The sequence below is a fragment of the Ideonella sp. genome (genome assembly GCF_036277275.1).
Taxonomy (GTDB): domain Bacteria; phylum Pseudomonadota; class Gammaproteobacteria; order Burkholderiales; family Burkholderiaceae_C; genus Ideonella.
This window is the reverse complement of the sequence record NZ_DASUNH010000019.1, coordinates 1-21403: the sequence shown is the minus strand read 5'-3', so window position 1 is coordinate 21403 and position 21403 is coordinate 1. Positions and strand designations below refer to the sequence as shown.

The window sequence follows — 21403 nt, the reverse complement described above, 5'->3', positions numbered from 1 at the left end:
ATGCGCGCCTTTCTCAACACACGCTTCGCCCATCGTTGGCTCTGGCTGTGCCCGGCGCTCAGCGTCGTGCTGGTGGCCGTGGTGCTGATGATGTTCGGCTTCACTCCCTGGGGCGCCCTGCTGGCCGCCCTTCTGCTGGTCTGCCCCGCCATGATCCTGTGGGGCGTTGTCGAGGTGCTGCGCGACGAACGCCGGCACCGCAAAGCCGGGGCCAACAAGCCGAGCGCACGAGCGTGACGTTCACGGCTGCAGTGAGCACGCATCGCATGCCCCCTTTGCCCCGCGCCCCCTCGGTGCCATCACCGTGCTTCCCGCCCACCCGCACCACACCGGAATCGTTTTGCTGGCGGCGGGTCTTTCGAGCGTCATCACGATGAGCTGGACGAACTTCGCCATCGACTCCAGCTTCAAATCGCTGCTGCTGGCACCTGCTGCCTTCTGGCTTGCCGGCATCGCGTCTCTTGTGGGGTCCGCCGGGACAGCGTCAGCGCTCGCCGATGAACATGGAACCGGCAAGGAATGAGATTCCAGGCATCAGGTTGTTCCTCGCTTGGACACCAAACCGGGAAGGAGACTGCCGATCTCCGCGACAACCGCATTGCGACGTTCCACCTCCACCGGCGCGGACGTCACGAACACACTCGCTATCAACGGCTTGTGGCCGGGCGGCCAGATGACTGCCACGTCGTTCAGGGTTCCATTGCCGCCTCCGGCGGTCTTGTCCCCGACCACCCAGCCTGACGGCAGCCGCGCCCGCAATCGATCGTCACCCGTCCGATTGGCGAGGAGCCAGGCCAGAAGCAGCCTTCGCGAAGCCGGCGAGAGTGTCTGTCCAAACAGCAACGCCTTGAGGTGCTCGCCCATCGCGCGCGGCGTCGTCGTGTCCCGAGGGTCACCGGCCTGCACCTCCATGACCGCGGGCGACGGACGATCGCTTCTCGACGCGGAGTCTCCTTGGTCCCTCATGAACAGCGTCAAGCCCTCGGGCCCGCCCACCCGTTGCAGAACGAGATTCCCTGCCGTGTGATCGTTCTGGGCCAGCGCGGCTTCGCACAGGTGAGCCAGCGCCAAACCGTCCTTTCCGACATGGTGGCGAGTCACCGGTGACGCGGGCAGCAACTCGGATGCATCAATGGCAATGCGTGACCACAGGTCGACTTTGCCTTGATCTGCGCGGGCCAGCAGCGCGGCGCAAGCGATGAGCTTGTAGATCCCGCAAAGCGGGAAGCGCTCCGCAGCGCGATGAGCCCAGGTCTCCCTGGTCTCGGTATTCAGGACCCAAAGACCTATCCGAGCACCGACCGCGGCTTCCAACTTGCCGATTTCCACAATCGCATTCGATTGGCGTCGATCCGCCGCGAAGGCCCGTGGTGCGGCAGCGGCGGTCAGACCAGCAAGAAGGCGTCGACGTGAGAGGTGGGACATCGGAACTCTGGCGAAACAGTCAGCGAGGCGGCCGGTTCTTGTCGATGATCGCAACGACGATCAGACCGCAGGAAACCGTTCTTCCGTCAGCACGACTGAAGTGTATTTCAACAAATGTATTTCGGCGGATGCTGCCCACCCGCGAAACGCCTGAAGTAGTTCACATGTCCGCGAGGGGCGTGGTGGCTGCGCGCTCATCCACTCCCAGCGCTTCTATCAAAACCGCCAGATCCTTCTCGAGCCTGCGAAGTGCGCGTGGATCGAGACTGGCAAGCGCGCTGGGCAACACGCCAGTGAAAGGCCCGGGTGCGCGAATGAGGATTCGCCTTGCTGGAGGAAGTATCTTCAGCTGCACCGCCCTGCGATCGGACCCGTCGCGCGATGTGTCGACCAGGCCTTTACCCACCAGGCCCTTGACCAGGTTGCTCGCGGTGGACTGCCGTACATCCATCGCCAGGGCCAGATCATTGACGCCGATGCCAGGGCGCTCCGCGATCACGCTGAGGGCCCACAGCTGCGCCCCGCCGATGCCCGCCCGCTTTTCGACCATCTGAAAATGCGTCTTGACGGCATTGAAGACTTGCCTGAACTGGCGCAGTACGCGCACGGAAGCTTCGCTCGGATCGTCGCACTCGGCCACGGCGACAGTCTTGGTGGTCGGCATCGTTCGATCATAGGCGTTCGAACTGGGAACGAGCTTGGAGGCCATCGTCGCGCTCCACGCCCGAACCCGCCATCGCTCACGGTTGCCTCAACGCCGTGTTCAGTTGGTCCGCCACGCCAGCCCAATCGGCATCCTGCGCGATCAGATCCCACAGCAAGCGGGACTGCGCCGGCGTCCAGAAAGGTGCATCCTCCAGCCGAAGGTCCCCGCGCAACGGCGAGTGCGTTGCAATGAAGTGAGCGATCGAGGCAACGTCCGAGGGCAACCCGAGCTGGGCGAACAGCTCGGAGAAACGGTGAAAGGGCTTTTCCATGCGGCTGTCTGCAGAATGAAGTTCGAGCGGGGTTCAGGTCAGCACTCGGCGCTGCGGTGGCGAGCCCCGAGCAGCATGGCTGGCACTGTACCGCCGGCGGCCTGGATCAGGCCGCCTCGATGGATGAAGAAGCGACGCCCGATGGCGCAGGCGACGCGCGTTTCAGCTGCCACTGCTTGACGAGCGCGTAGAGCGCGGGGATCACCGCGAGCGTCAGCACCGTCGACGAGATCATGCCGCCGACCATCGGTGCCGCGATGCGGCTCATCACCTCGGAGCCGGTGCCGGTGCCCCACATGATCGGCAACAGGCCGGCCATGATGGCCACGACGGTCATCATCTTCGGCCGCACGCGCTCGACCGCCCCCTCCATCACGGCGCCGTACAGGTCGGAGGGGCCAGGCAAACGCTGCTCCTGGCGACAGCGTTCCCGCGCTTGCATCCAGGCATGGTCGAGGTAGATCAGCATCACCACGCCGGTCTCGGCCGCGACGCCGGCCAATGCGATGAAACCCACCGCCACCGCGACCGACAGGTTGTAGCCCAGCAGCCACATGAGCCACACGCCGCCCACCAGCGCAAACGGCACCGAGAGCATGACGATCAAGGTCTCCGTCAGGCGCCGGAAGTTCAGGTACAGCAGCAGGAAGATCGTCAGCAGCGTCACCGGCACGACGATCTTCATCTTCTCGACGGCACGCTCCATGTACTCGAACTGGCCGCTCCAGGTGATGTAGTAGCCGGCCGGGAACTTCACCTGGTCGGCCACGACCTTGCGCGCCTCGGCCACGTAGGAACCGATGTCTCGATCGCGGATGTCGATGAATATGTAGGCAGACAGCAGGGCGTTCTCGGTGCGAATGCCCGGCGTGCCGCGCGCCACCACCACCTTGGCGACCTGGCCCAGCGGCACCATCGCGCCGTCCATGGTCGGCACCAAGACCTCGCGCTCGATCTGCTGCGGGTTGGCCCGCAGTTCACGTGGGTAGCGTACGGTGACACCGAAGCGCTCGCGGCCCTCGACGGTGGTCGTCACCATCTCGCCACCGAGCGCAGTGCCGATCACGTCGAGCAGATCGCCCACGGCCAGGCCGTATCGCGCCAGTTGCTCCCGGTCAGGCTCGATGTCGAGGTAGCTGCCGCCGGTCAGGCGCTCGGCAAACGCGGAGGTCGTGCCCGGCACCTTCTTGACGACGGCTTCGATCTCCTTGGCGAGCTTTTCCATCTCGCCCAGGTCCTTTCCGAAGACCTTGATCCCGATGGGCGTGCGGATGCCGGTAGACAGCATGTCGATGCGCGCCTTGATCGGCATCGTCCAGGCGTTGGAGACGCCGGGGAACTGCAACGCCTTGTCCATCTCTGCGATCAGCGTGTCGATGGTCATCCCCGGCCGCCAGTCCGAGGCCGGCTTCAGGTTGATCACGGTCTCGAACATCTCGATCGGCGCCGGGTCGGTCGCGGTGTTGGCGCGCCCTGCCTTGCCGTAGACCGAACTCACCTCCGGGAAGCTCTTGATGATCTTGTCCTGCGTTTGCAGCACCTCGGCCGCCTTGGTGATCGACATGCCCGGCAGCGACGCCGGCATGTACAGCAGCGTGCCCTCGTTGAGCGTCGGCATGAACTCGCTGCCAAGCTGGGAAGCTGGGTAGTACGACACCGCCAGCGCCAGCGCGGCCAGCGCGATCGTGCTCTTCTTCCACCGCATGACGGCCGCGATGATCGGGCGATAGACCCAGATCAGGAACCGGTTCACCGGATTGCGGGCCTCCGGCATGATCTTGCCGCGAATGAACAGCATCATCAGCACCGGAACCAGCGTCACCGACAGCAGCGCCGCACCGGCCATCGAGAAGGTCTTGGTGTAGGCCAGTGGCGAGAACAGGCGGCCCTCCTGCGATTCGAGCGTGAACACCGGCAGGAACGACACGGTGATGATCAGCAGCGAGAAGAACAGTGCCGGCCCCACCTCCTTGCAGGCGTCGAGCATCGCTTCGGCGCGCTCGACGGTGGTGTGGTCGGGCTTCAGCCGCTCCAGGTGCTTGTGGGCGTTCTCGATCATCACGATGGCCGCGTCGACCATGGCGCCGATGGCGATGGCGATGCCGCCCAAGCTCATCAGATTCGAATTCATGCCCAAGAGCCGCATCGCGATGAACGCGATCAGCACGCCAACGGGCAGCATCAGGATGGCGACGAGCGCCGAGCGCATGTGCAACAGGAACACGACGCAGACCAGGGCGACGATGAGGCTCTCTTCGATCAAGGTTCGCTTGAGCGTCTCGATCGCACGATGGATCAGGTCGGATCGGTCGTACACCGCCTCGATCGTCACGCCCTGCGGCAGACCGGCCGATATCTCGCTCACCTTGGCCTTGAGGTTGTGGATCACTTCGAGCGCGTTCTGCCCGTAGCGCGACATGGCGATGCCTGACACCACTTCGCCCTCGCCGTTCAGCTCGGACAATCCGCGCCGTTCGTCGGGAACCATCTCCACCCGCGCGATGTCGCGAATGAGCACCGGCGTGCCGCCTTCGCTCTTGACGACCAGCGCTTCGATGTCTGCGCTGCCCCGCAGGTAGCCTTTGCCGCGCACCATGTACTCGGTCTCGGCCATCTCCACGACCCGCCCGCCCACGTCGCGGTTCGAGTCGCGAATGGCCTGGCTCACTTTGGACAGCGGAATGCCGTAGGTGCGCAGCTTGAGCGGGTCGACGGTGACCTGGTAGGTCTGCACGAAGCCGCCGATCGACGCCACCTCCGCGACACCGGGGGCCTTCGTGAGCTGATAGCGCACGTACCAGTCCTGAATCGTTCGCAGCTCGGCAAGCGTCTTGTTCTTGGCCAGCAAGGCGTATTGGTATACCCAGCCGACGCCGGTCGCGTCCGGCCCGAGTGCGGGCGACACGCCATCGGGCAGGCGGCTGGAGGCAAAGTTCAGATACTCCAGCACCCGGCTGCGGGCCCAGTAGATGTCGGTCCCGTCTTCGAAGATGACGTAGACGAACGACGCGCCGAAGAAGGAGAAGCCACGCACGACCTTGGACTTCGGCACCGCCAGCATCGCGGTCGTCAACGGATAGGTCACCTGGTCCTCGACCACCTGCGGCGCTTGGCCGGGATACTCGGTGTAGACGATGACCTGCACGTCCGACAAGTCGGGCAGCGCGTCGAGCGGTGTCTTGAACACCGCGACGGCGCCGCCGATGAGGATGAACAAGGTGGCGAGCAGGATCAGGAACGGGTTCCTGCCTGACCACTCAATGACTTTGCCCAGCATCGTGTCCCCGGCTCAGTGGCCGCCATGAGGTGTCGACGCCGGCCCAGACGCCGCCGGCACGGGCGCCGCGGCGATCGTGGTCACCACGTATTCGCCTGGCTTGCGCTGCACGAACTCAATGCTCACGTAGTGGCCGGGCTTCAGGCCGGCCAGCAGGGCCGCGTTCGCCACGTTGAACTCCATCGTCATCGCCGGCCACTTGAGCGTCGTGACCGGGCCGTGGTTCATGCTGATGGTCAACGCCGCCGGGTCGATGCTCTCCACCGTGCCGACAGCCCGGTGCCCGATCGCGGCCGCTGCTGGCGCCGAAGAAGGCCCGGCGGGCATGGCGCCCGCCGTGTCCTCGGCACCCTTCGGCGCACTGCCGTGACCGGCATGCCCGCCCAGCCCGCCCACGGCCGCCTTCAGGTTGCTCTCGGCGTCGATCAGGAAGTTGGCCGCGACGACGACCTGCTCACCTTCGCGCACGCCCTTGACGATCTCGACGAAGTTGTCGCCGCGGCCACCGAGCTCGACTTCGCGCGGTTCGAACCGCCCCTCCTTGACCTGCACCAACACCAGCCGCCTCGTGCCGGTGTCGATCACCGCCGAATCCGGAACGGTGAGCACCGGTGCGGCGCCGCCCACCTCCATGTCGACCTGCGCGAACATCCCGGGCTTGAGCCTCAGCCCCGGGTTGGGCAACTCCACCCGCACCGGCACCGTGCGCGTGTCGGGGTTCAGGGTCGGATAGACATAGGTGATTCGACCTTCGAACATCTGGTTGGGATAAGCACCGACCCGGACCTTGGCATTGGCGCCCGGCTTGATGAGCCCGACGTCCTGCTCCGACACGTCGGCGAGGACCCAAACGGACGAGAGATCGGTCACCTGGTAGAGCATCTCGCCGGGCATGAAGCGCATGCCCTGCAGCGCCTTCTTCTCGGTCACGATGCCCGATACCGGCGAGCGGAAGGAGACCGTGCGCTGAACCTGCCCGCTCTTGGTCAGGGCCGACACCTGATCCGGCGAAAGATCCCAGTTGCGCAGCCGCGTGAGGCTGGATTCGGCCAGCTGCGCCATGCCGGCTTGGGCATCGGAGCCCGCATCCTTCATCGCCAGCGCGCCTTGCATGGCGATGGCGTATTCGCGCTGGGCGGACACCAGCTCCGGGCTGTACGCCTCGAACAGCGGCTGCCCCTTGGCCACGGGCTGGCCGGTCACGTTGACATGAAGCCGTTCGACATAGCCTTCGAACTTCGGGGCGACGGCGTAGACGCGGCGCTCGTCGGGCTCCACGCGCCCGGCGGCGCGCGAGGTCCTGCCGAGCATGCGCATGCTGACGGCGTCGACCCGGACACCCAGCTTCTGGATCTTCTCGGTGCTGATGCGGACCTGGCTCGCGGACGACGGCTCGTCCGACTCGTCCTCACCTTCGTACACCGGGATGTAGTCCATCCCCATCGGATCCTTCTTCGGCGTCGTGGACGTGTCCGCGAGCCCCATGGGGTTGCGGTAATACAGCAGCTTGCGCGTCTTCTTGGATGCGCCCGGCGACAGCGCCGTGGCGGCTGCCGCATCCTCGACGCCAGCGGAGCGTGAGCGTGCACCCAGCCAGTAGCTGCCGAAGCCCACGGCGCCGAGCACAGCGACGGCGAGCACGGTCGTGAAGGTTTTCAAAGGTCTTCTCCCAGCAGGCGCTCGATCTCGGCCAGGCGCATCTGCGCCTCGACCTGTGTCTTCAGAAGATCCTGCCGCGCCTTGCGGATCTGCCGTTGGGCATCGAGCAGCGTGGCGAAGTCGACCTTGCCGTTCTCGTAACCGGCCAAGGCGGACTGCAGGCTCAGCTCCGACTGCGGCAGAAGCTGCGAGCGCACGAGCGCTTCGCTGCGCCGAGCCGAGTCGAAGGCGGCGAGCTTGGCCGCCAGCTCGCCGAGCAACTGGTTGGCGGCGTTCTCCACCCGCGATCGGGCGGCCTGCACCATGGCCTCGGCCTCGCGTTCCTGCGAGCGGCGCGAGGCCTGCTGCAGCGGGATGTTCATCTCGAACATCAGGCCCCAGGTCGTGATGCGAGAGCCCATCTGCGACGGCGACAGGCCCACCAGCAGGTCGGGATAGCGGTTGCGCAAAGAGAGCTCGCGGTTCTTCTGCGCCCCGCTCAGCCCCGCCTGTTCGACCTTCAGCTGCGGGTTGTTCGCGCGCGCCCGTTCGATGAGCGTCGTGGCATCAGCCGGGCTCAGCGACGGCAGCGGCCTCAACGACGCCGGTTCTGCCAGCGGTGCCGTTGCCTCGCGCGCCAGCAGAGCGTTGAGGGTCGCTTTCACCTGGTTCTTCTCGCTCTCGAGAACGATCAAATCGGCACGCATGGCCGTCTGCTCCAGTTGCGCGCGAATGGCGTCCTGCTGCGGCCCGAGGCCACCGGCGTAGCGGGCTTGCGCCACACGCTCCAGCCGGGCCATCAGGTCGAGAACCTCGCGCGCCAGGCGCTCGTTGCCGGCAATCTTGAAGTAGTCCGCATACGCCGCCTTGATGCGCGCGGCCAACTCGGCCCAGGTGGCGTCGGTGCGCGCTGCAGCCTGCCGGGCCTGCGCATCGGCCACGTCGCGGCGCAGATCGCGCTTGCCCCAAGCCGGCAGCGCCTGCATCAGCGTGTACTTCGTTTCTCCCACTTGCGAGGGCAGCAGGTTCACCGACCCACCGTTGCCGTAGTTGTTGAAGTTCATCAACTCGACGCGAAGGATCGGATCGGGCAAGGCACCTGCCGACTGCACGCGTTCGGCAGCGGCGTCGGCCTCCTGGCGCATGGCGCCGACCTCGGGGCTCTGCGCTCTCGCATGGATCAGCAGGCCCTGCAGGGTGGATCCGAGCGCGTCGCCTTGCGCGGTCGCCTGCCCGACCATGCCGACCAGGCCAACGCCAATCAGGGGCGGCACCAGCAGCGCCCCCCACCGGCGAGCGATACGGTGCCCGCATGCGCGCAGGCAAGGCTTCCACGGCCCGAAAGACAGGTGGCGAGACAGGCTCATGAGAACCTCGTGCGTGGTGGCAGCGGTGGGCGGGCCCTCACCGAGGCGTCTGAATCGGGGCGCGTTCATGCGAGGCCTTGGCAGGCGCGACGGAGCGTATGAATGCAGGTCATGCAGGGTACTCTCGACGAGAGATGGTCGCCACGGATCGCCCTGACCACCGTCAGTGGGTCAAAGGTCGGGGCCATTGTGGTCAATGTGCACGCAGCCCGGCGGCCATCGCAAGATGGGGGGCGGTGCGAAGTCGGCGCGGCGGGCGCCGGCTGAAGGCGCTATAGCGCCAAGCGCAGGAAGGCGATCGTGATGGGCACGGGCACCGCGCCGCTGACGTCTCGATCGGGCCGCGGCAAGGCGGCCCATGAGGTCGACGCGACGGCGGGAATCACGGCCGTCGTCAGCGGCGGCAGCGCATGCCCTTGTGCATGGTCGAAGACCGACTGCTGAGGAGGAATCGAGACGCTGGTCTTGTCGCAGAAGTCCCTGCAATTCGATTGGCCGGGCGCGCCCTGTTGATCCGGGGTTCCTTCGTCATGGAGCCCGGCATGCGAACCATGACCTACCGTGTCAGGCGACGCCACCGAAGTTGCCGGTTCCGGCTGCGATGACTTCGCCACACCGACATACTCGCCCCCAACGGCTTCTATCACGACCGCGCAAGCATTCGCGACACCGGCGCCAATGCCGAACACCCACAGCAGCAGCATGCGTGCTGCCCAGCGGCGGAGTTGAAGTCGGTGGCGGAACATGGGCGCGTCGTGTCCAGATCTCTTGTGTGGCAAGGCTACCCAATGTCGACCAAAGCACATTGACGCCCGTCAACGTCCAAACGTCTGCTGCCTTCGGCTTGTGGGCCAGGCTGGCGCCGATGCGTCGCCAGTGTCCCGTGCCGCAGAAACCAGATGGCAGTTGTCTGAGGGACAGGACATTGGTCGGCCCTGTCAGAATCGTCGGATGCTCCAGACCATTGAATCCATACGCAGGCATCGGGCGAGCCTGTTGGCACTGCTGCTCGTGCTTGGTTCGTCCGCCGCACAGGCGCATGGCGTGACAGGCTCGGATCAAGCCTTCCTGGAGCAAAACGTCGGTCGCCAGCTGGTGCTGTTCACCTACCTGGGTGCCAAGCACATGGTGACCGGCTATGACCACCTGCTGTTCCTGTTCGGCGTGGTCTTCTTCCTGTACCGCCTGCGCGAGGTCGCGGGGTACGTGACGCTGTTCGCGATCGGCCACAGCACGACGCTGCTGGCCGGCGTGCTGGGTGGCGTGCACTTCAACGCCTACCTCGTCGACGCGATCATCGGGTTGTCGGTCGTCTACAAGGCGCTGGACAACCTGGGGGCTTACCGACGCTGGTTCGGCGTCCAACCGGACACTCGGGCGGCGGTTCTGATCTTCGGCTTCTTCCACGGCTTTGGCCTGGCCACGAAGCTGCAGGATTTCCAGCTGTCGCCCGACGGGCTGGTGCCGAACATGCTGGCGTTCAACGTCGGCGTGGAGCTGGGCCAGTTGCTGGCGCTGAGCGCCATCCTGATCGTGATGGGCTTCTGGCGCCGTAGCGCGGCCTTTGGCCGACAGGCCTTTGCCGCCAACACGGCCCTGATGAGCGCTGGCTTCGTGCTGATCGGCTATCAACTCACCGGCTACGTCGTAGCCTCCTGACAGGGCATTGCCTCCATGACTGTGCACGACAAGTACACCCTGCCCTCGAATGGCCGCTTGCTCAAAGCCACCGGCGTGGCGTTGGTCGTGGCCTCGGTGCTCCTCGTTACCGCGGTGCTGCCTGCCGAATACGGCATCGACCCCACCGGCGTAGGCAAGCGGCTTGGGCTGCTCGCGCTGGCGGGCGATGTGCAGGCCGCCGAGGTGGCGAAGGCCGACGGAGGCCCGCAGCCGGCGAGTGGCGTGCCTTCGGCAGACGCGGAGACGGCAGCGCTTGCGGCCCAGGCGGCCGCCGTGTTCGGGGCCCAGCCGGGCCAGAGCTTTGACGCTCGGGCCGTGGTTCGCCATGCCTCGGCGGCCAGGACCGAGACGCTGTCATTGACGCTGGAGCCCGGCAAGGGCGCAGAGCTCAAGGCGCTGGTGGATGCCGGCGATGGTTTCGTCTTCCACTGGACGGCCAGCGGCAACGTGGCCGTGGACATGCATGGCGAGCGCCCTGCGGTCAAGGACGAATACACCAGCTACTGGATCGAGGGCGCGCAGCGCGAAGGCGCCGGCCGCTTCGTGGCGCCATTTGCCGGCCAGCACGGCTGGTACTGGCTCAATCGCGGCCAGGAGCCGGTCACCGTGCAGCTCAGCGTGACGGGGTTCCAAGACAAGTTGTTCCGTCCCGGCCAGCCCTAGCCGATCGGCAGTCGCACGGTGAAGGTCGTGCCGGTCGCGGCATCTGATTCGACGTGCAGCGTTCCGCCGTGTGCGACGGCAATCTCACGCGCGATGTACAGCCCCAGCCCGAGGCCGGACGAGCCGCCGTGGCGACGATGCGTGGAGCGAGCCTGCATCAGCGGCTGGAACAGGGTCGGCAGCTCTTCCGGCGGTATCGGATCACCGACGTTGTGAACCGCGATGGTGGCCAGGCCGGCCTCCTCGTTCACGACCACCGTGACCGGTTGTTCCACCTTGCCATGGATGATGGCGTTGGCCACGAGGTTGCTCAGCAACTGTGACAGTCGCGCGCCGTCCCACGAGCCGCTCGGTGTGGCCGCAGCTTCGAACTCGACGGTGGCGCTCGGGTGGGCGGCGCGCAACTCATCGACAACGTCTTCGCACAGGCATGCCAGGTCCAATGGCGCCCGGGCCAGTGGGAGTCCTTGGCCAAGCAGCGTCTGGGTGACGTCGAGCAGGTTGCTGACGTAGCCGGCCATGCGCGCCGTCGAAGCCACGATCCGGGTCGCGGCGCGAAGCTCTCCGCCTTCCAGGCGGTCCGTGCGCAGCAGGTACTCGGCTGACATCCGTACCGCACCCAAGGGGCCTCGCAAGTCATGGGCCATGACGCCGATGAGCAGGTTGCGCGAGTCTTCAAGGCGGCCCGAGTACCAGCCAATGGCCTCGGTCAGACCTTCGTCGACGGCTTCACCGAACCGGGTGAGCTCGTCGAGCTGCGCCCCGCCCGCCGCGCCGAGCTCCGCCCTCCAGCGCCGAATGACCGAGGCCCGCAGCGCTCGATACTCCGACAACATCTGCGGCAACGTGAAGCCTTGCTGGAACCGGTGCTGGGCGTGCTGCCGGGCGGTCTGCACGACACGCGTGAAGGCGCTCTTGACGACCCTTCCTTCTGCCTTCTCGTGCTGGGACGACGGGCTTTGGACACTGGCCATGTCAGCCGCGATCGCCCGCAAGACCAGCGCGGCGTGATCCCGAAGCTCTTTCGAGGAAAGATGTTCTGCCGACGGGCCGGTGGTTCGAGCGAAAGACTCGAATTCGTCGACGACGGCGTCAACGTTCTGCTCAAGAAAACACGCAAAGCTGGTCATGGAGCAGTATGCGCCTTCTGCGCCCTCGCAGCCGAGCAAACGGTAGGATTTCGAGGAGGCCGTCCGCTGCGTGACCCGGACAGCGCATGCAACGCGCATGCGGGGCCCGAACCCGCGAGCGCGAGGCTTGGTCGAACGACGGCGCAAGTCTCACGGCCGCGTCATATGACCTTCGAGAAGCGACGCCGGTCCTGAGCAGCCTGCAGGTGACGGTCGAACACCATCGCGATCGCGCGGATGAGGAACCAGCCCGCCGGGCTCACCTGGATGGCACGCTCCTGCAACTCGACGAGACCGGAGTCCGCCATGCCGCGAAGCGCTGCCAGTTCGCGCTCAAAGTACACCGGGACGGCGATGCCGTAGGCCATCTCGATGCCCTCGAACTCGAGTCGGCCCTGGCACATCAGCGCCATGATGATGTCACGGCGAAGCTCATCGTCCCTGTCGAGGGCATAGCCACGGACCACCGGCAGGCGCCCTTGCTCGATGCTCTCGTAGTACTCGGGCAGCGTCTTGGCGTTCTGGTAGTAGGCTGAACCAACGCGGCCGATGGCCGACACGCCCAGGGCGATCAAGTCGCAGTCGGGCTGCGTGCTGTAGCCCTGGAAGTTTCGATGCAGCCGGCCCTCGCGCTTGGCGATTGCCAGGGAGTCTTCCGGCAATGCGAAGTGGTCCATGCCGATGTAGGCGTAGCCCTGTGCCAGGAAGCCGGTGATGGCATCGCCGAGCATGGCAATGCGCTGCGCGGGTGACGGCAGGTCCGCGTCGTTGATGCGGCGTTGGGGCTTGAACCGCTCGGGCAGGTGGGCGTATGCGTAGAGCGCGATTCGATCGGGCCGCAGCTCGCCTATCTGCTGCACCGTGCGGGCGAAGCTTTCGGGGGTCTGCTTCGGCAGGCCGTAGATCAGGTCGGCATTGATGGAGACGTATCCGAGCTCGCGTGCACTGCGCATCAGCCCGCACACCATCTCGAAGGACTGCTCACGATGCACGGCCATCTGCACGTGGGGATCGAAGTCCTGCACGCCGAAGCTCAGGCGATTGAAGCCCAGGGTGCGAAAGTGGGCCAGTCGCGCCGGGGTGACGGTTCTGGGATCCACCTCGATGGAGACTTCCGAGTCTGGTGTCAGCTTGAAGGCCGAATCGATGGCCCGCATCACCCGCGTGAGTTCCTCGTCCGACAAGAACGTCGGCGAGCCGCCACCGAAGTGCAACTGGGAGACGGGCCGCCCGGTGCCGAGCGACGCCACCACGAGGGCCAGTTCGGATTCGAGCGCTTCGAGGTACTGGCCGGCGCGTTCGTGGTGCTTGGTGATGATCTTGTTGCAGGCGCAGTAGTAGCACAGCTGCTCGCAGAACGGAATGTGCACGTACAGCGACAACGGTGCCGTGGAGCCGCGGTCCCGCAGCTGCGTGAGCACGCTCAGCGTGTCGGCTGGTCCAAAGTCGGCCGCGAAACGGTCGGCGGTGGGATAGGAGGTGTACCGGGGGCCTGGCGTGTCGAACTTGCGCAGGAGTTCCTCGGTGAGAATCGACTGGACGTCAGCGGGAGCGGGCTGGATGGCTGGCATGCCCCATGGTCCTGGACGAGGCTGTTGGCGGCCTTGACATCCGTCAAAATGGAACGCTACAGGCCCAGCGCTGGAAGATCCTGGTCCTCGAAAACGACCGGCACGCCGGCGACCACCGCGATGTCGCCGGCGTCGAAGCTGTCGGCATGGGGCACGATGAGCCCGTCGTACAGCCTGCCCAGCACTCGGAACGTGGGCACAGCCAGCGATGGCTCGGGCAGGAGCTCACAGGCCAGCAGCCGGGTCACCTGCGCGCCGCGCTCCTGCAGCTGGGCTTCTATCGTGCACCGTGGGGCGTCCCGTTGCATCACCACCCGCGCATACAACCGCCCGCGCACCACCGGCGGGAGCAACGGGGTAGCTGGAGGAGCGGCTTGGATCACGGTCCATAGCGTAGGGGCCGGTGTGCAACGAGGCTTGATCCGCCGCAAGCGCGACGCGGCAACCGGTGAAATGGCGGCCCGACGAAGCGGCGAACCTGTGCACTGTTGCCGCAATCGCCCGTCCTGGGCTTCAGAGATCGGGCCGTGCAGCCGAAGGTGCCGTCAGCCGATGGCGCGCCGAACATGGGCGGGCACCGCGCCCAGAGTCCGAAACTGAGGCCGCCTGAGGTTCGAAAAAAGTCGAAGCGTTACGAATGAAACCGCATGGGCCATGAAACTTCCACGCTGCTGCTGGTCGATGACGAAGCGCTGGTGCGCAGCGCGTTGAAACGCCTGCTGCGTCAAGAGGGCTATCGGATCCTCGATGGCGGCAGCGCGAACGAAGGGTTGACCATCCTGGCACAGCACCCGGTGCAGGTCGTCCTGTCAGACCAGCGGATGCCGGGGGGCTGCGGCACCGATTTCCTGGGCCAGGTGAAATCGCTGTACCCGCACACGACCCGCATGCTCCTGTCCGGGCATGCGGAACAGACAGAGGTGACGGAAGCCATCAGGCACGGCGCTGTTCACCGGTACCTCACGAAGCCATGGGACAACGAAGTCCTTCGCCGGGCCATTCGTGAGGCGTTCTTGCAGCAGGCCGGCGAGACAGACAGCCCACCTGCCATTGGCACGCCCGGCCAGGCCGTGTGATGAAGCCGTGACGCGCAACGGCACCTCAACGTTGCCGGCCCTGTGGATCCGTCGTTCTGGGCGCCCGCGCCCAATCTCGGCGAGGCTGCCGTGCTTCGCGCGCTTGGAACAAGCTTCACGCTTCGCGGCATCTGAAACGCAGACGGGCCGGCTTCTTAGAATCGCCCCCTTCGCCTGTCTGCGCCTCCGATGCCGCATCCCCATCGCCCCTCGTCTTGCCGCCCGAGTGCCCTGGCCGCCGCGTTCGGCCTGGCCTGCGCCTCGACGGCCGGTGCGCAGGCCGTGGACACCGGCTTCAGCGTCGGCGCCAGCTCGGCCTGGCTGGTGCGCGGCATTCCGCTGAGCCGCGGCGAACGACCCGCGGTCTTCGCCGGCGCCGATGCCTATGCCACCAGCGGCTGGTCGCTGGGCGGCACGGTCGGTCGCTTCGAGGCACGCGACGGCGAACAGGCCGATGCCGTGGGCCTGCGCGCCGGCTACGAGCACACCTTCGGCGGCCGCTGGACGTTGATGACCCGGTTGCGCCACATGAGCTACCCCGGCTCGGACGCGTTGAAGGCGTGGTGCTACAACGAATGGGGCGCGAGCGTGGCCGATGCCGACCGCTGGGTGCTCAGTTGGTCGGCCGAGACCCGCCGGGGCGTGGGTTGCAACCAGCACGTCGGACCGGTCATCGTCAGCCGCTCGCTCGAGCTCAACGGCCACTGGCCGCTGGACGGCGGCTTCCACCTCGGGGCCGGCCTGGGCCGGCGCATGTACGGCGGCGGCCAGGGCTACCTCTTCGGCCAGGCCGGCGGCGGCTGGGTCAGCCCAGGCGGCCTGAAGCTGCTGCTCGACCGCGCCTGGGTCTCGCCGCAAGCCCGCCTGATCTACGGCCATGCGGCCCGCGACCGCTGGGTGGCCAGCGTGGTGCAGAGTTTCTGAGGCAGGCGGGCCCGGTGGCGGTCGGGAGATCCAAAGCCCATGGAGGCGCCGAAGCGTCGATTGACGTGAAGGCCGTCCGATTGGACGGCATGACTTAGCGTTCAACTCCCTCTGCCTCCCTCCAAGAGGGAGTGCCAGCATGTTGGACGGCTCCCACCAAGCCTCCCTCCAGGAGGAAGGCTCCAGCATGCTTGTTTGACGGCCCGGCCTGCAGACGGGCCGTGCGCAGTCACCCGGGTGAACTGATGCGCCGTCGCGAGACTTTTTTCACATCGGCACACAACCATCTTCAGCCGCGGCCGGTACTGACCGATCACTGCAGCACGACCCCGCCACGCGTTTCGCCCGATGTTCAACCCCTTTCGCCGCTCGCCGCCGGCCGCGCCGGCCACGTCCGACGAGACCTGGATCCGCCGCATCGCCGATTCGCACGACCGCTCCGCCCTGGCAGAGCTGTACCGCGAGTACCAGCCCCGGCTGGTGCGGTTCCTCGGCCGCGTGACGCGGCACGACTCGCTGATCGAGGAAGTCGTCAACGACACGCTGTGGATCGTCTGGCAGCGCGCCGCCGACTACCGCGGTGACGCGCGCGTGTCGACCTGGATCATGGGCATCGCCTACCGGGTGGCCATGAAAGCCCTGCGTGACCAGGCCGATCCCTGCTGGGGAGGCAGCGAAGACACCGAACTCGAAACCCTGCTGGTCAGCGACCCGCGCGCCGACCGCGAAATGCGCGACTGGCTCGCCAAGGGCCTGGCCAGGCTGCCGGCAGACCAGCGCCTGACGGTGGAGCTGGTGTACGGCCAGGGCCACACGCTGGAAGAGACCGCCACCATCATGGAGTGCCCGGTGGGCACCGCGAAGGCCCGGCTGTTCCACGCCCGCGTCAAGCTGCGCAACCTGCTCCCTGACCTGGCCGGCGAGCCCGGAGCCGCCCGCGCCGAAGGCACCCACGATGAACCCTACTGACACGCGCATCCACCAGGAAACCTGGGGCCTGCTGCCCTGGCTGGCCAATGGCCGCGCCGACACGGTGCAGCGGCGCCGGGCCCAGGCCCATCTGGCCGACTGTGCCGACTGCCGCGCCGAGCTGGCGCGCGAGCAATACCTGGCGGCCGCGATGGCCCAGCCCAGCGTGCCGGGCCCCGACCTGTCGCAAGGCCTGGCGCGGCTGATGCAGCGGCTGGACCAGGCCACACCAGCCCGGCCGTCGCGGCCGTGGTTGGCCATCGGCACCGGTCGCGGCGCGACGATTCGCCTGTCCACCGCGGCCCTGCTTGGCGCGCTGCAACTGGCCTTGTTCGCGGCCGCCGCGGCCTGGTGGTTGCACACCTCGGCGCCGGCGGCCGGCAGCGCCAGCGGCTACCAGACCCTGACCCAGGCCCCGAGCAGCACGCCGCCGGCAGGGCCGGGCTTGCGCGTCGTGTTCCACGGCGGGCGCCCGATCAGCGAACTACAGGCCTTGCTGGTCGGGCACGGCCTCGTGATCGTCAGCGGCCCGACTGAAGCTGGCGTCTTCACGCTGCGCCCGGCCGCCACACGGCCCATGCGCGACATCGACGCGCTGGCCGCCGAGCTGCGCCGCTCGCCCACGGTCGCCTTCGCCGAGCCCACCGGGCCGGCGTCTGCGCAGTGAGCTTCCGGCGTCGTCTGGCGCGACTGGCCCTGGCCGGCACGCTCGCCGGCGCGTTCACGCTGGGCGGCTGCGTCAACGCGACTGCGCCGTCCACCGCGCCATTGCCCACACTGATCGGCGGCGCACCTGCCGACGAGGCAGGCCGCGTGGTCGTCATCGCGGTGGCCAACCAGGCGGGTGAGCTGCCGTTGTCGTCCGGCACGACACCCGGGCTGTACGTCAAGAAACCGGGTTATGTGGCCAGTCTCCGCGCCGAGGCCTTGATGGAACAGGTCGCTCGCGCGCATGGCCTGCGGCCGCTGGACGCGTGGCCGATCCGCTCGCTCGGCTTGCACTGCGCAACCTTCCTGATCCCCGAGGGGGCCGCGCGCAGCGAGGTGCTGGCCGCGCTCGCACGCGATCCGCGCGTGGTGCTGACGCAGCCGCTGAACGAGTTCGGCACGCTGGGTGAGCCGGCCGCGCCCCCAACGAAGCCGACGCCGGCCATCGACAGCAAGGGGCCGCCGGACCTGCCCTACAACGACCCTTACCTGCCCCTGCAGCGCGGCCTGCTCGGCCTCGGCGTGCCGCAAGCGCACCGCTGCGCACGCGGCGATGGCGTGCGCGTCGCGGTGATCGACACCGGCATGGACATCGGCCACCCGGATCTGGCCGGTGTGCCCACCGCCACCGCCAACTTCGTCGACCACGATGCCGCCCGCTTCCAGCGTGACCACCATGGCACGGAAGTGGCCGGGCTGATCGCTGCGCAGCCGGGCAATGCGACCGGCATCGTCGGCATCGCACCCGGTGCGCGGCTGATCGCCTTGAAGGCCTGCTGGGAACGCAGCGACGGCAGCGCGAGCTGCAACTCCTTCACGCTGTCGCAGGCGCTGGCGGCGGCGATCGACCGCGGCGCGCAGGTCATCAACCTCAGCCTCGGCGGCCCGGCCGACGAGCTGCTCACCAGGTTGCTGCGGGTCGCACTGGCACGCGGCATGGTGGTCGTCGGTGCCGTGCCGCCTGGCGGCGCGCGCGACGGCTTCCCGCTCGGCGTGCCGGGGGTCATCGCGGTGCAAGACGCCGCCGCGCCTGCGGGCGGCATGCTGGGCGCGCCGGCGCGCGAGGTGTTGACGCTGATGCCCGGTGGCCGCTACGACTTCGCCAGCGGCACGTCGATGGCTGCCGCGCATGTCACCGGCCTGGCCGCACTGCTGTTGCAGCACCACCCCAGGCTCGATGGCCCGCGCATCGAGAAGCTGCTGCGTGAACAAGGCGGCATCCAGCCGGCGGCGCCGCTGAACGCCTGTCGTGTACTCGAGGCTGTCGCGCCACGCTGCCGCTGCAGCTGAACGCCCCGGGCCCGGCAAAGATCAATAAACCTCAAGTCGACATCCGGCGACAACCGTTTCACGCCACGGCGGTACCTACGGGGCAGTGACGCCACACGACGCGTCGTCAGTCTCACAACCGCCCATGATCGCCTGTCGCATTCCTCGCCCTGCAGAGCGCGCCCTGAACGCCGCGGCGCTGGCCTGTTGGCTGGGCGTCTCGTTGATCGGCCTGGCGCTGTTGCCTGCGGGCAGCGCGCTGCGCTCGTTGTGGCTCGCCCCCTGGTGCGAAGAGGTGGTGTGGCGCTGGGGCCTGCAGGTGCCGCTGGCGCGACGCTTCGGCCCGCGTGCGGCCGTGTGGCTGAGCGCCGTGGCCTTCGGCCTTGCGCACCTCCTGTTCGCGCACGGCCCGGTCGACGCCTGGCGTGCCGCGGCCACCGCACTGCCGGCCGCGTGGATTGGCATGGTGTTCGCGCGCAGCGGCCGGCTCGCGCCCTGCGTGGCCTGGCATGCCGGCTTCAACCTCGTGTGGCTCACCGCCCATGGTCCTTGACGACCAAACCTTGTTCATCCGTGTAACCAATTATCAATACTGACCCATGGAGAAGACCACGTCATGACTTCCCGAAACCTCTGGGCCGCCCTGGGGCTGGCCGCCGCGCTGGCGTGGCCTGTCGCCGGCCACGCCGCCGACCCGATCCTCGGCACCACCAAGTACTCGCAGAACTGCTCGGGATGCCATTCGGTGGCCTCCACCGCGGCGATCGACCGCGGCCGCAACAGCCCGTCGATGATTCGCTCGGCGATCAACAACGTCGGCGCCATGTCGCACCTGTCGTCGCTGTCCACCGCCGACCTGGAGGACATCGCCGCCTACCTCGGCAATGCGCCGAGCTCGCTGAGCTTTGCGCAGACGACCGTTGGCCAGACGAGTGCAACGCAGACTGTCACCGTGCGCGCCAGCCGGACAGCGGTGCTCAGCAACCTCGCGGCCAGCGTCAGCGGCGATTTCGCGCGCAGCGGCGGCACCTGCGGCAGTTCGCTGGTTGCCGGCGGCAGCTGCACGATCACCGCTGCCTTCACGCCCACCGCCGCAGGCAGCCGCAGCGGCACGCTCAGCATCAGCCACAGCGGGTTGACGACCGCCGTGCCGATCAAGTTGTCGGGCACCGGCGTGGCCGCCGCCGCGCCAACGATCTCGCTCGATGCCAGCAGCCTCGCGTTCGGCAACCAGACGGTCAACACGAGCAGCAGCGCGAAGACGCTGACCGTCAGCAACACCGGCAGCGCCGCGCTGAACTTCAGCGCCATCACGCTCGGCGGCAACGCCGCAGCCGACTACAGCGCCACCGGTGGCTGCGCGGTCGGCACGGCGGTGGCCGCGGGAGGCTCGTGCACGCTGAGCTTGCGCTTCACGCCCAGCGCCACCGGCAGCCGCAGCGCCACGCTGACGCTCGCGTCCGACGCGTCCAACGGCAATGCCACCGTGTCGCTCAGCGGCACCGGCCAGGCCACCGCCACGCCGCAGGCGAGCCTCGCGCCGGCCAGCCTGGCCTTCGGCAGCGTCACCGTTGGCACCAGCTCAACCGCACGGACGGTGACGCTGACCAACAGCGGCGGCGCCGCGCTGAGCATCAGCGCCATCTCCGCCGCCAGCCCCTTCAGCGCCACCCACGCCTGCGGCAACACGCTGGCTGCCGGCGCGAGCTGCGCGATCAACGTGGTCTTCACGCCCGGCGGCGCCGGCGCGGCCAGCGGCAGCCTGAGCGTGACCAGCAACGCGAGCGGCTCGCCGCACAGCGTGGGTCTCACGGGTACCGGCGTGCTGGCCACGTCCGGTGACCTGCAATGGACGGACGGCTCCGCGGTCGACTTCGGCAGCACCACCGTTGGCGATGACGCCACGACCCACACGCTGACCCTGTCGAACAGCGGCAACGGCACGGCCACGCTCGTCGACTTCACGTTGGGCGGCAGCCACGCGGCGGACTTCCGCGTTGACGGCAGCTCCAGCTGCAGCGCGGGCCAGTCGCTGGCCGCCGGCGCGCAGTGCACGGTGGTCCTCGGCTTCTCGCCCGCAGCCACCGGAGCGCGCAGCGCGAGCCTGGCCGTGAGTGCGAGCAATGCCAGCACGCCTGACGCTGTTGCGCTGGCCGGCACCGGTGTTGCGCCTGCGGCCCCGGCGCTGAGCTTGTCAACCGAGTCGCTCGCCTTCGTCGCGCCGGCCAGTGGCACCGCCGCGGCACAGACGCTGACGCTGACCAATACCGGCACGGGCGACCTGCACCTCAGCGCCCTCACGCTCAGCGGCGGCACGCGCTTCAGTGTCAGCGGCACGGGCGCGGGCGGTTGCGGCGCGGCGCCTGTTGCGATGCCGGCTGGCGCGAGCTGCACGCTCGCGATCTCCTGGGCCGGCACGGTCGCCGATGCCAACGAGACCGCCACGCTGACCGTCACCGGCGACATGCCGGCCGGCAGCGCGACGGTGAGCTTGAGCGGCCAGGGCGGTGCCGACGAACCGTCCAACCAAGGCGGTGGCGGCTGCACCTTGGGTGCCGGCACCGGTGCCGCCGATCCGCTGCTGATCTTGATGGCCGCGCTGGCCGGCTTCCTCGCCTGGCGCCGCCGCCGTTCCTTGTGATGAACGTCGACAAGGAGCAAACCATGCACTTCCCCCTGTCTCGCCGCGCACTGCTCCAGGCCACCGGCCTGGGCGCCGCCGCGCTCGT

General features: G+C 67.7%; 21 protein-coding genes. 11 read left to right on the top strand and 10 right to left on the bottom strand.

Annotated elements, in window-relative coordinates; genetic code table 11:
- Both VFY73_RS04120 and VFY73_RS04115 read left to right on the top strand, forming a co-directional pair.
- The gene (locus VFY73_RS04120; RefSeq protein ID WP_329716645.1) at positions 1-237 is read left to right on the top strand and encodes a hypothetical protein; all 237 of its coding nucleotides are present in this window, start codon (positions 1-3) and stop codon (positions 235-237) included.
- 67 nt (positions 238-304) lie between these two features.
- On the top strand, positions 305-523 hold the full coding sequence (locus VFY73_RS04115) for a hypothetical protein (protein WP_329716644.1): 219 nt from the start codon (positions 305-307) through the stop codon (positions 521-523).
- 11 nt (positions 524-534) lie between these two features.
- Here VFY73_RS04115 and bla read toward each other — a convergent pair whose 3' ends face one another.
- The 7 genes from bla to VFY73_RS04080 all read right to left on the bottom strand — a co-directional run bounded on the left by bla (position 535) and on the right by VFY73_RS04080 (position 9388).
- Entirely contained in the window at positions 535-1425 is an 891-nt protein-coding gene (gene bla / locus VFY73_RS04110; protein WP_329716643.1) for a class A beta-lactamase, read from the bottom strand.
- A 160-nt stretch (positions 1426-1585) separates the two neighbouring features.
- Entirely contained in the window at positions 1586-2134 is a 549-nt protein-coding gene (locus tag VFY73_RS04105; protein WP_329716642.1) for a MarR family winged helix-turn-helix transcriptional regulator, read from the bottom strand.
- Positions 2135-2165: 31 nt separating this feature from the next.
- A complete protein-coding gene (locus VFY73_RS04100; RefSeq protein WP_329716641.1) occupies positions 2166-2402 on the bottom strand; it encodes a DUF2789 domain-containing protein in 237 nt (78 codons plus the stop codon).
- Between the two features lie 106 nt (positions 2403-2508).
- Positions 2509-5679 carry an efflux RND transporter permease subunit gene (locus VFY73_RS04095; RefSeq protein ID WP_329716640.1) on the bottom strand — a complete coding sequence of 1057 codons (3171 nt, stop codon included), beginning with the start codon at positions 5677-5679 and terminating at the stop codon, positions 2509-2511.
- 12 nt (positions 5680-5691) lie between these two features.
- Entirely contained in the window at positions 5692-7338 is a 1647-nt protein-coding gene (locus tag VFY73_RS04090) for an efflux RND transporter periplasmic adaptor subunit (protein WP_329716639.1), read from the bottom strand.
- A complete protein-coding gene (locus VFY73_RS04085; RefSeq protein WP_329716638.1) occupies positions 7335-8684 on the bottom strand; it encodes a TolC family protein in 1350 nt (449 codons plus the stop codon). The genes VFY73_RS04090 and VFY73_RS04085 overlap by 4 nt, the downstream gene beginning before the upstream one ends.
- 272 nt (positions 8685-8956) lie before the next feature.
- Positions 8957-9388, bottom strand: a complete 432-nt coding sequence (locus VFY73_RS04080) for a hypothetical protein (protein WP_329716637.1) — start codon at positions 9386-9388, stop codon at positions 8957-8959.
- Between the two features lie 247 nt (positions 9389-9635).
- Between VFY73_RS04080 and VFY73_RS04075 the strand changes: the two genes are divergently transcribed.
- Together VFY73_RS04075 and VFY73_RS04070 are read left to right on the top strand one after the other, a co-directional pair.
- Positions 9636-10343: a HupE/UreJ family protein gene (locus VFY73_RS04075; RefSeq protein ID WP_329716636.1), complete on the top strand. Its 708-nt coding sequence runs from the start codon at positions 9636-9638 to the stop codon at positions 10341-10343.
- Positions 10344-10358: 15 nt separating this feature from the next.
- Positions 10359-11027: a hypothetical protein gene (locus tag VFY73_RS04070; protein ID WP_329716635.1), complete on the top strand. Its 669-nt coding sequence runs from the start codon at positions 10359-10361 to the stop codon at positions 11025-11027.
- Here the strand turns inward: VFY73_RS04070 and VFY73_RS04065 are convergent.
- The 3 genes from VFY73_RS04065 to VFY73_RS04055 all read right to left on the bottom strand — a co-directional run bounded on the left by VFY73_RS04065 (position 11024) and on the right by VFY73_RS04055 (position 14036).
- Positions 11024-12256 (bottom strand): sensor histidine kinase, encoded by a 1233-nt coding sequence (locus VFY73_RS04065; protein ID WP_329716634.1) that lies wholly within the window; start codon positions 12254-12256, stop codon positions 11024-11026. The two genes, VFY73_RS04070 and VFY73_RS04065, sit on opposite strands and share 4 nt — an antisense overlap.
- A 62-nt stretch (positions 12257-12318) precedes the next feature.
- Complete coding sequence (hemN, locus tag VFY73_RS04060) at positions 12319-13728, bottom strand: oxygen-independent coproporphyrinogen III oxidase (RefSeq protein ID WP_329716633.1); 1410 nt, start codon at positions 13726-13728, stop codon at positions 12319-12321.
- A gap of 56 nt (positions 13729-13784) precedes the next feature.
- The gene (locus VFY73_RS04055) at positions 13785-14036 is read right to left on the bottom strand and encodes a hypothetical protein (protein ID WP_329716632.1); all 252 of its coding nucleotides are present in this window, start codon (positions 14034-14036) and stop codon (positions 13785-13787) included.
- A 339-nt stretch (positions 14037-14375) separates the two neighbouring features.
- Between VFY73_RS04055 and VFY73_RS04050 the strand changes: the two genes are divergently transcribed.
- From VFY73_RS04050 to VFY73_RS04020, 7 genes are all read left to right on the top strand, one after another.
- On the top strand, positions 14376-14804 hold the full coding sequence (locus VFY73_RS04050; RefSeq protein WP_329716631.1) for a response regulator: 429 nt from the start codon (positions 14376-14378) through the stop codon (positions 14802-14804).
- 189 nt (positions 14805-14993) lie between these two features.
- Positions 14994-15728, top strand: a complete 735-nt coding sequence (locus VFY73_RS04045) for a hypothetical protein (protein ID WP_329716630.1) — start codon at positions 14994-14996, stop codon at positions 15726-15728.
- Between the two features lie 348 nt (positions 15729-16076).
- On the top strand, positions 16077-16697 hold the full coding sequence (locus VFY73_RS04040) for an RNA polymerase sigma factor (protein WP_329716629.1): 621 nt from the start codon (positions 16077-16079) through the stop codon (positions 16695-16697).
- Entirely contained in the window at positions 16684-17364 is a 681-nt protein-coding gene (locus tag VFY73_RS04035) for an anti-sigma factor family protein (RefSeq protein ID WP_329716628.1), read from the top strand. Before VFY73_RS04040 ends, VFY73_RS04035 begins: the two co-directional genes overlap by 14 nt.
- The gene (locus VFY73_RS04030) at positions 17361-18695 is read left to right on the top strand and encodes a S8 family peptidase (RefSeq protein ID WP_329716627.1); all 1335 of its coding nucleotides are present in this window, start codon (positions 17361-17363) and stop codon (positions 18693-18695) included. The genes VFY73_RS04035 and VFY73_RS04030 overlap by 4 nt, the downstream gene beginning before the upstream one ends.
- 124 nt (positions 18696-18819) lie before the next feature.
- Positions 18820-19227 carry a CPBP family intramembrane glutamic endopeptidase gene (locus VFY73_RS04025; protein WP_329716626.1) on the top strand — a complete coding sequence of 136 codons (408 nt, stop codon included), beginning with the start codon at positions 18820-18822 and terminating at the stop codon, positions 19225-19227.
- Between the two features lie 63 nt (positions 19228-19290).
- Positions 19291-21315: a choice-of-anchor D domain-containing protein gene (locus VFY73_RS04020; RefSeq protein ID WP_329716625.1), complete on the top strand. Its 2025-nt coding sequence runs from the start codon at positions 19291-19293 to the stop codon at positions 21313-21315.
- Positions 21316-21403: the final 88 nt, after the last annotated feature.

What these genes read in the sequence shown, in the direction of transcription:
- VFY73_RS04120 (WP_329716645.1), top strand. Translation starts at nt 1, where the DNA reads ATGCGCGCCTTTCTCAACACACGCTTCGCCCATCGTTGGCTCTGGCTG.
- bla (WP_329716643.1), bottom strand. Translation starts at nt 1,425, where the DNA reads ATGTCCCACCTCTCACGTCGACGCCTTCTTGCTGGTCTGACCGCCGCT.
- VFY73_RS04105 (WP_329716642.1), bottom strand. Translation starts at nt 2,134, where the DNA reads ATGGCCTCCAAGCTCGTTCCCAGTTCGAACGCCTATGATCGAACGATG.
- VFY73_RS04100 (WP_329716641.1), bottom strand. Translation starts at nt 2,402, where the DNA reads ATGGAAAAGCCCTTTCACCGTTTCTCCGAGCTGTTCGCCCAGCTCGGG.
- VFY73_RS04095 (WP_329716640.1), bottom strand. Translation starts at nt 5,679, where the DNA reads ATGCTGGGCAAAGTCATTGAGTGGTCAGGCAGGAACCCGTTCCTGATC.
- VFY73_RS04085 (WP_329716638.1), bottom strand. Translation starts at nt 8,684, where the DNA reads ATGAGCCTGTCTCGCCACCTGTCTTTCGGGCCGTGGAAGCCTTGCCTG.
- VFY73_RS04080 (WP_329716637.1), bottom strand. Translation starts at nt 9,388, where the DNA reads ATGCTGCTGCTGTGGGTGTTCGGCATTGGCGCCGGTGTCGCGAATGCT.
- VFY73_RS04075 (WP_329716636.1), top strand. Translation starts at nt 9,636, where the DNA reads ATGCTCCAGACCATTGAATCCATACGCAGGCATCGGGCGAGCCTGTTG.
- VFY73_RS04070 (WP_329716635.1), top strand. Translation starts at nt 10,359, where the DNA reads ATGACTGTGCACGACAAGTACACCCTGCCCTCGAATGGCCGCTTGCTC.
- VFY73_RS04065 (WP_329716634.1), bottom strand. Translation starts at nt 12,256, where the DNA reads ATGCGCGTTGCATGCGCTGTCCGGGTCACGCAGCGGACGGCCTCCTCG.
- hemN (WP_329716633.1), bottom strand. Translation starts at nt 13,728, where the DNA reads ATGCCAGCCATCCAGCCCGCTCCCGCTGACGTCCAGTCGATTCTCACC.
- VFY73_RS04055 (WP_329716632.1), bottom strand. Translation starts at nt 14,036, where the DNA reads ATGCAACGGGACGCCCCACGGTGCACGATAGAAGCCCAGCTGCAGGAG.
- VFY73_RS04050 (WP_329716631.1), top strand. Translation starts at nt 14,376, where the DNA reads ATGGGCCATGAAACTTCCACGCTGCTGCTGGTCGATGACGAAGCGCTG.
- VFY73_RS04045 (WP_329716630.1), top strand. Translation starts at nt 14,994, where the DNA reads ATGCCGCATCCCCATCGCCCCTCGTCTTGCCGCCCGAGTGCCCTGGCC.
- VFY73_RS04040 (WP_329716629.1), top strand. Translation starts at nt 16,077, where the DNA reads ATGTTCAACCCCTTTCGCCGCTCGCCGCCGGCCGCGCCGGCCACGTCC.
- VFY73_RS04035 (WP_329716628.1), top strand. Translation starts at nt 16,684, where the DNA reads ATGAACCCTACTGACACGCGCATCCACCAGGAAACCTGGGGCCTGCTG.
- VFY73_RS04025 (WP_329716626.1), top strand. Translation starts at nt 18,820, where the DNA reads ATGATCGCCTGTCGCATTCCTCGCCCTGCAGAGCGCGCCCTGAACGCC.
- VFY73_RS04020 (WP_329716625.1), top strand. Translation starts at nt 19,291, where the DNA reads ATGACTTCCCGAAACCTCTGGGCCGCCCTGGGGCTGGCCGCCGCGCTG.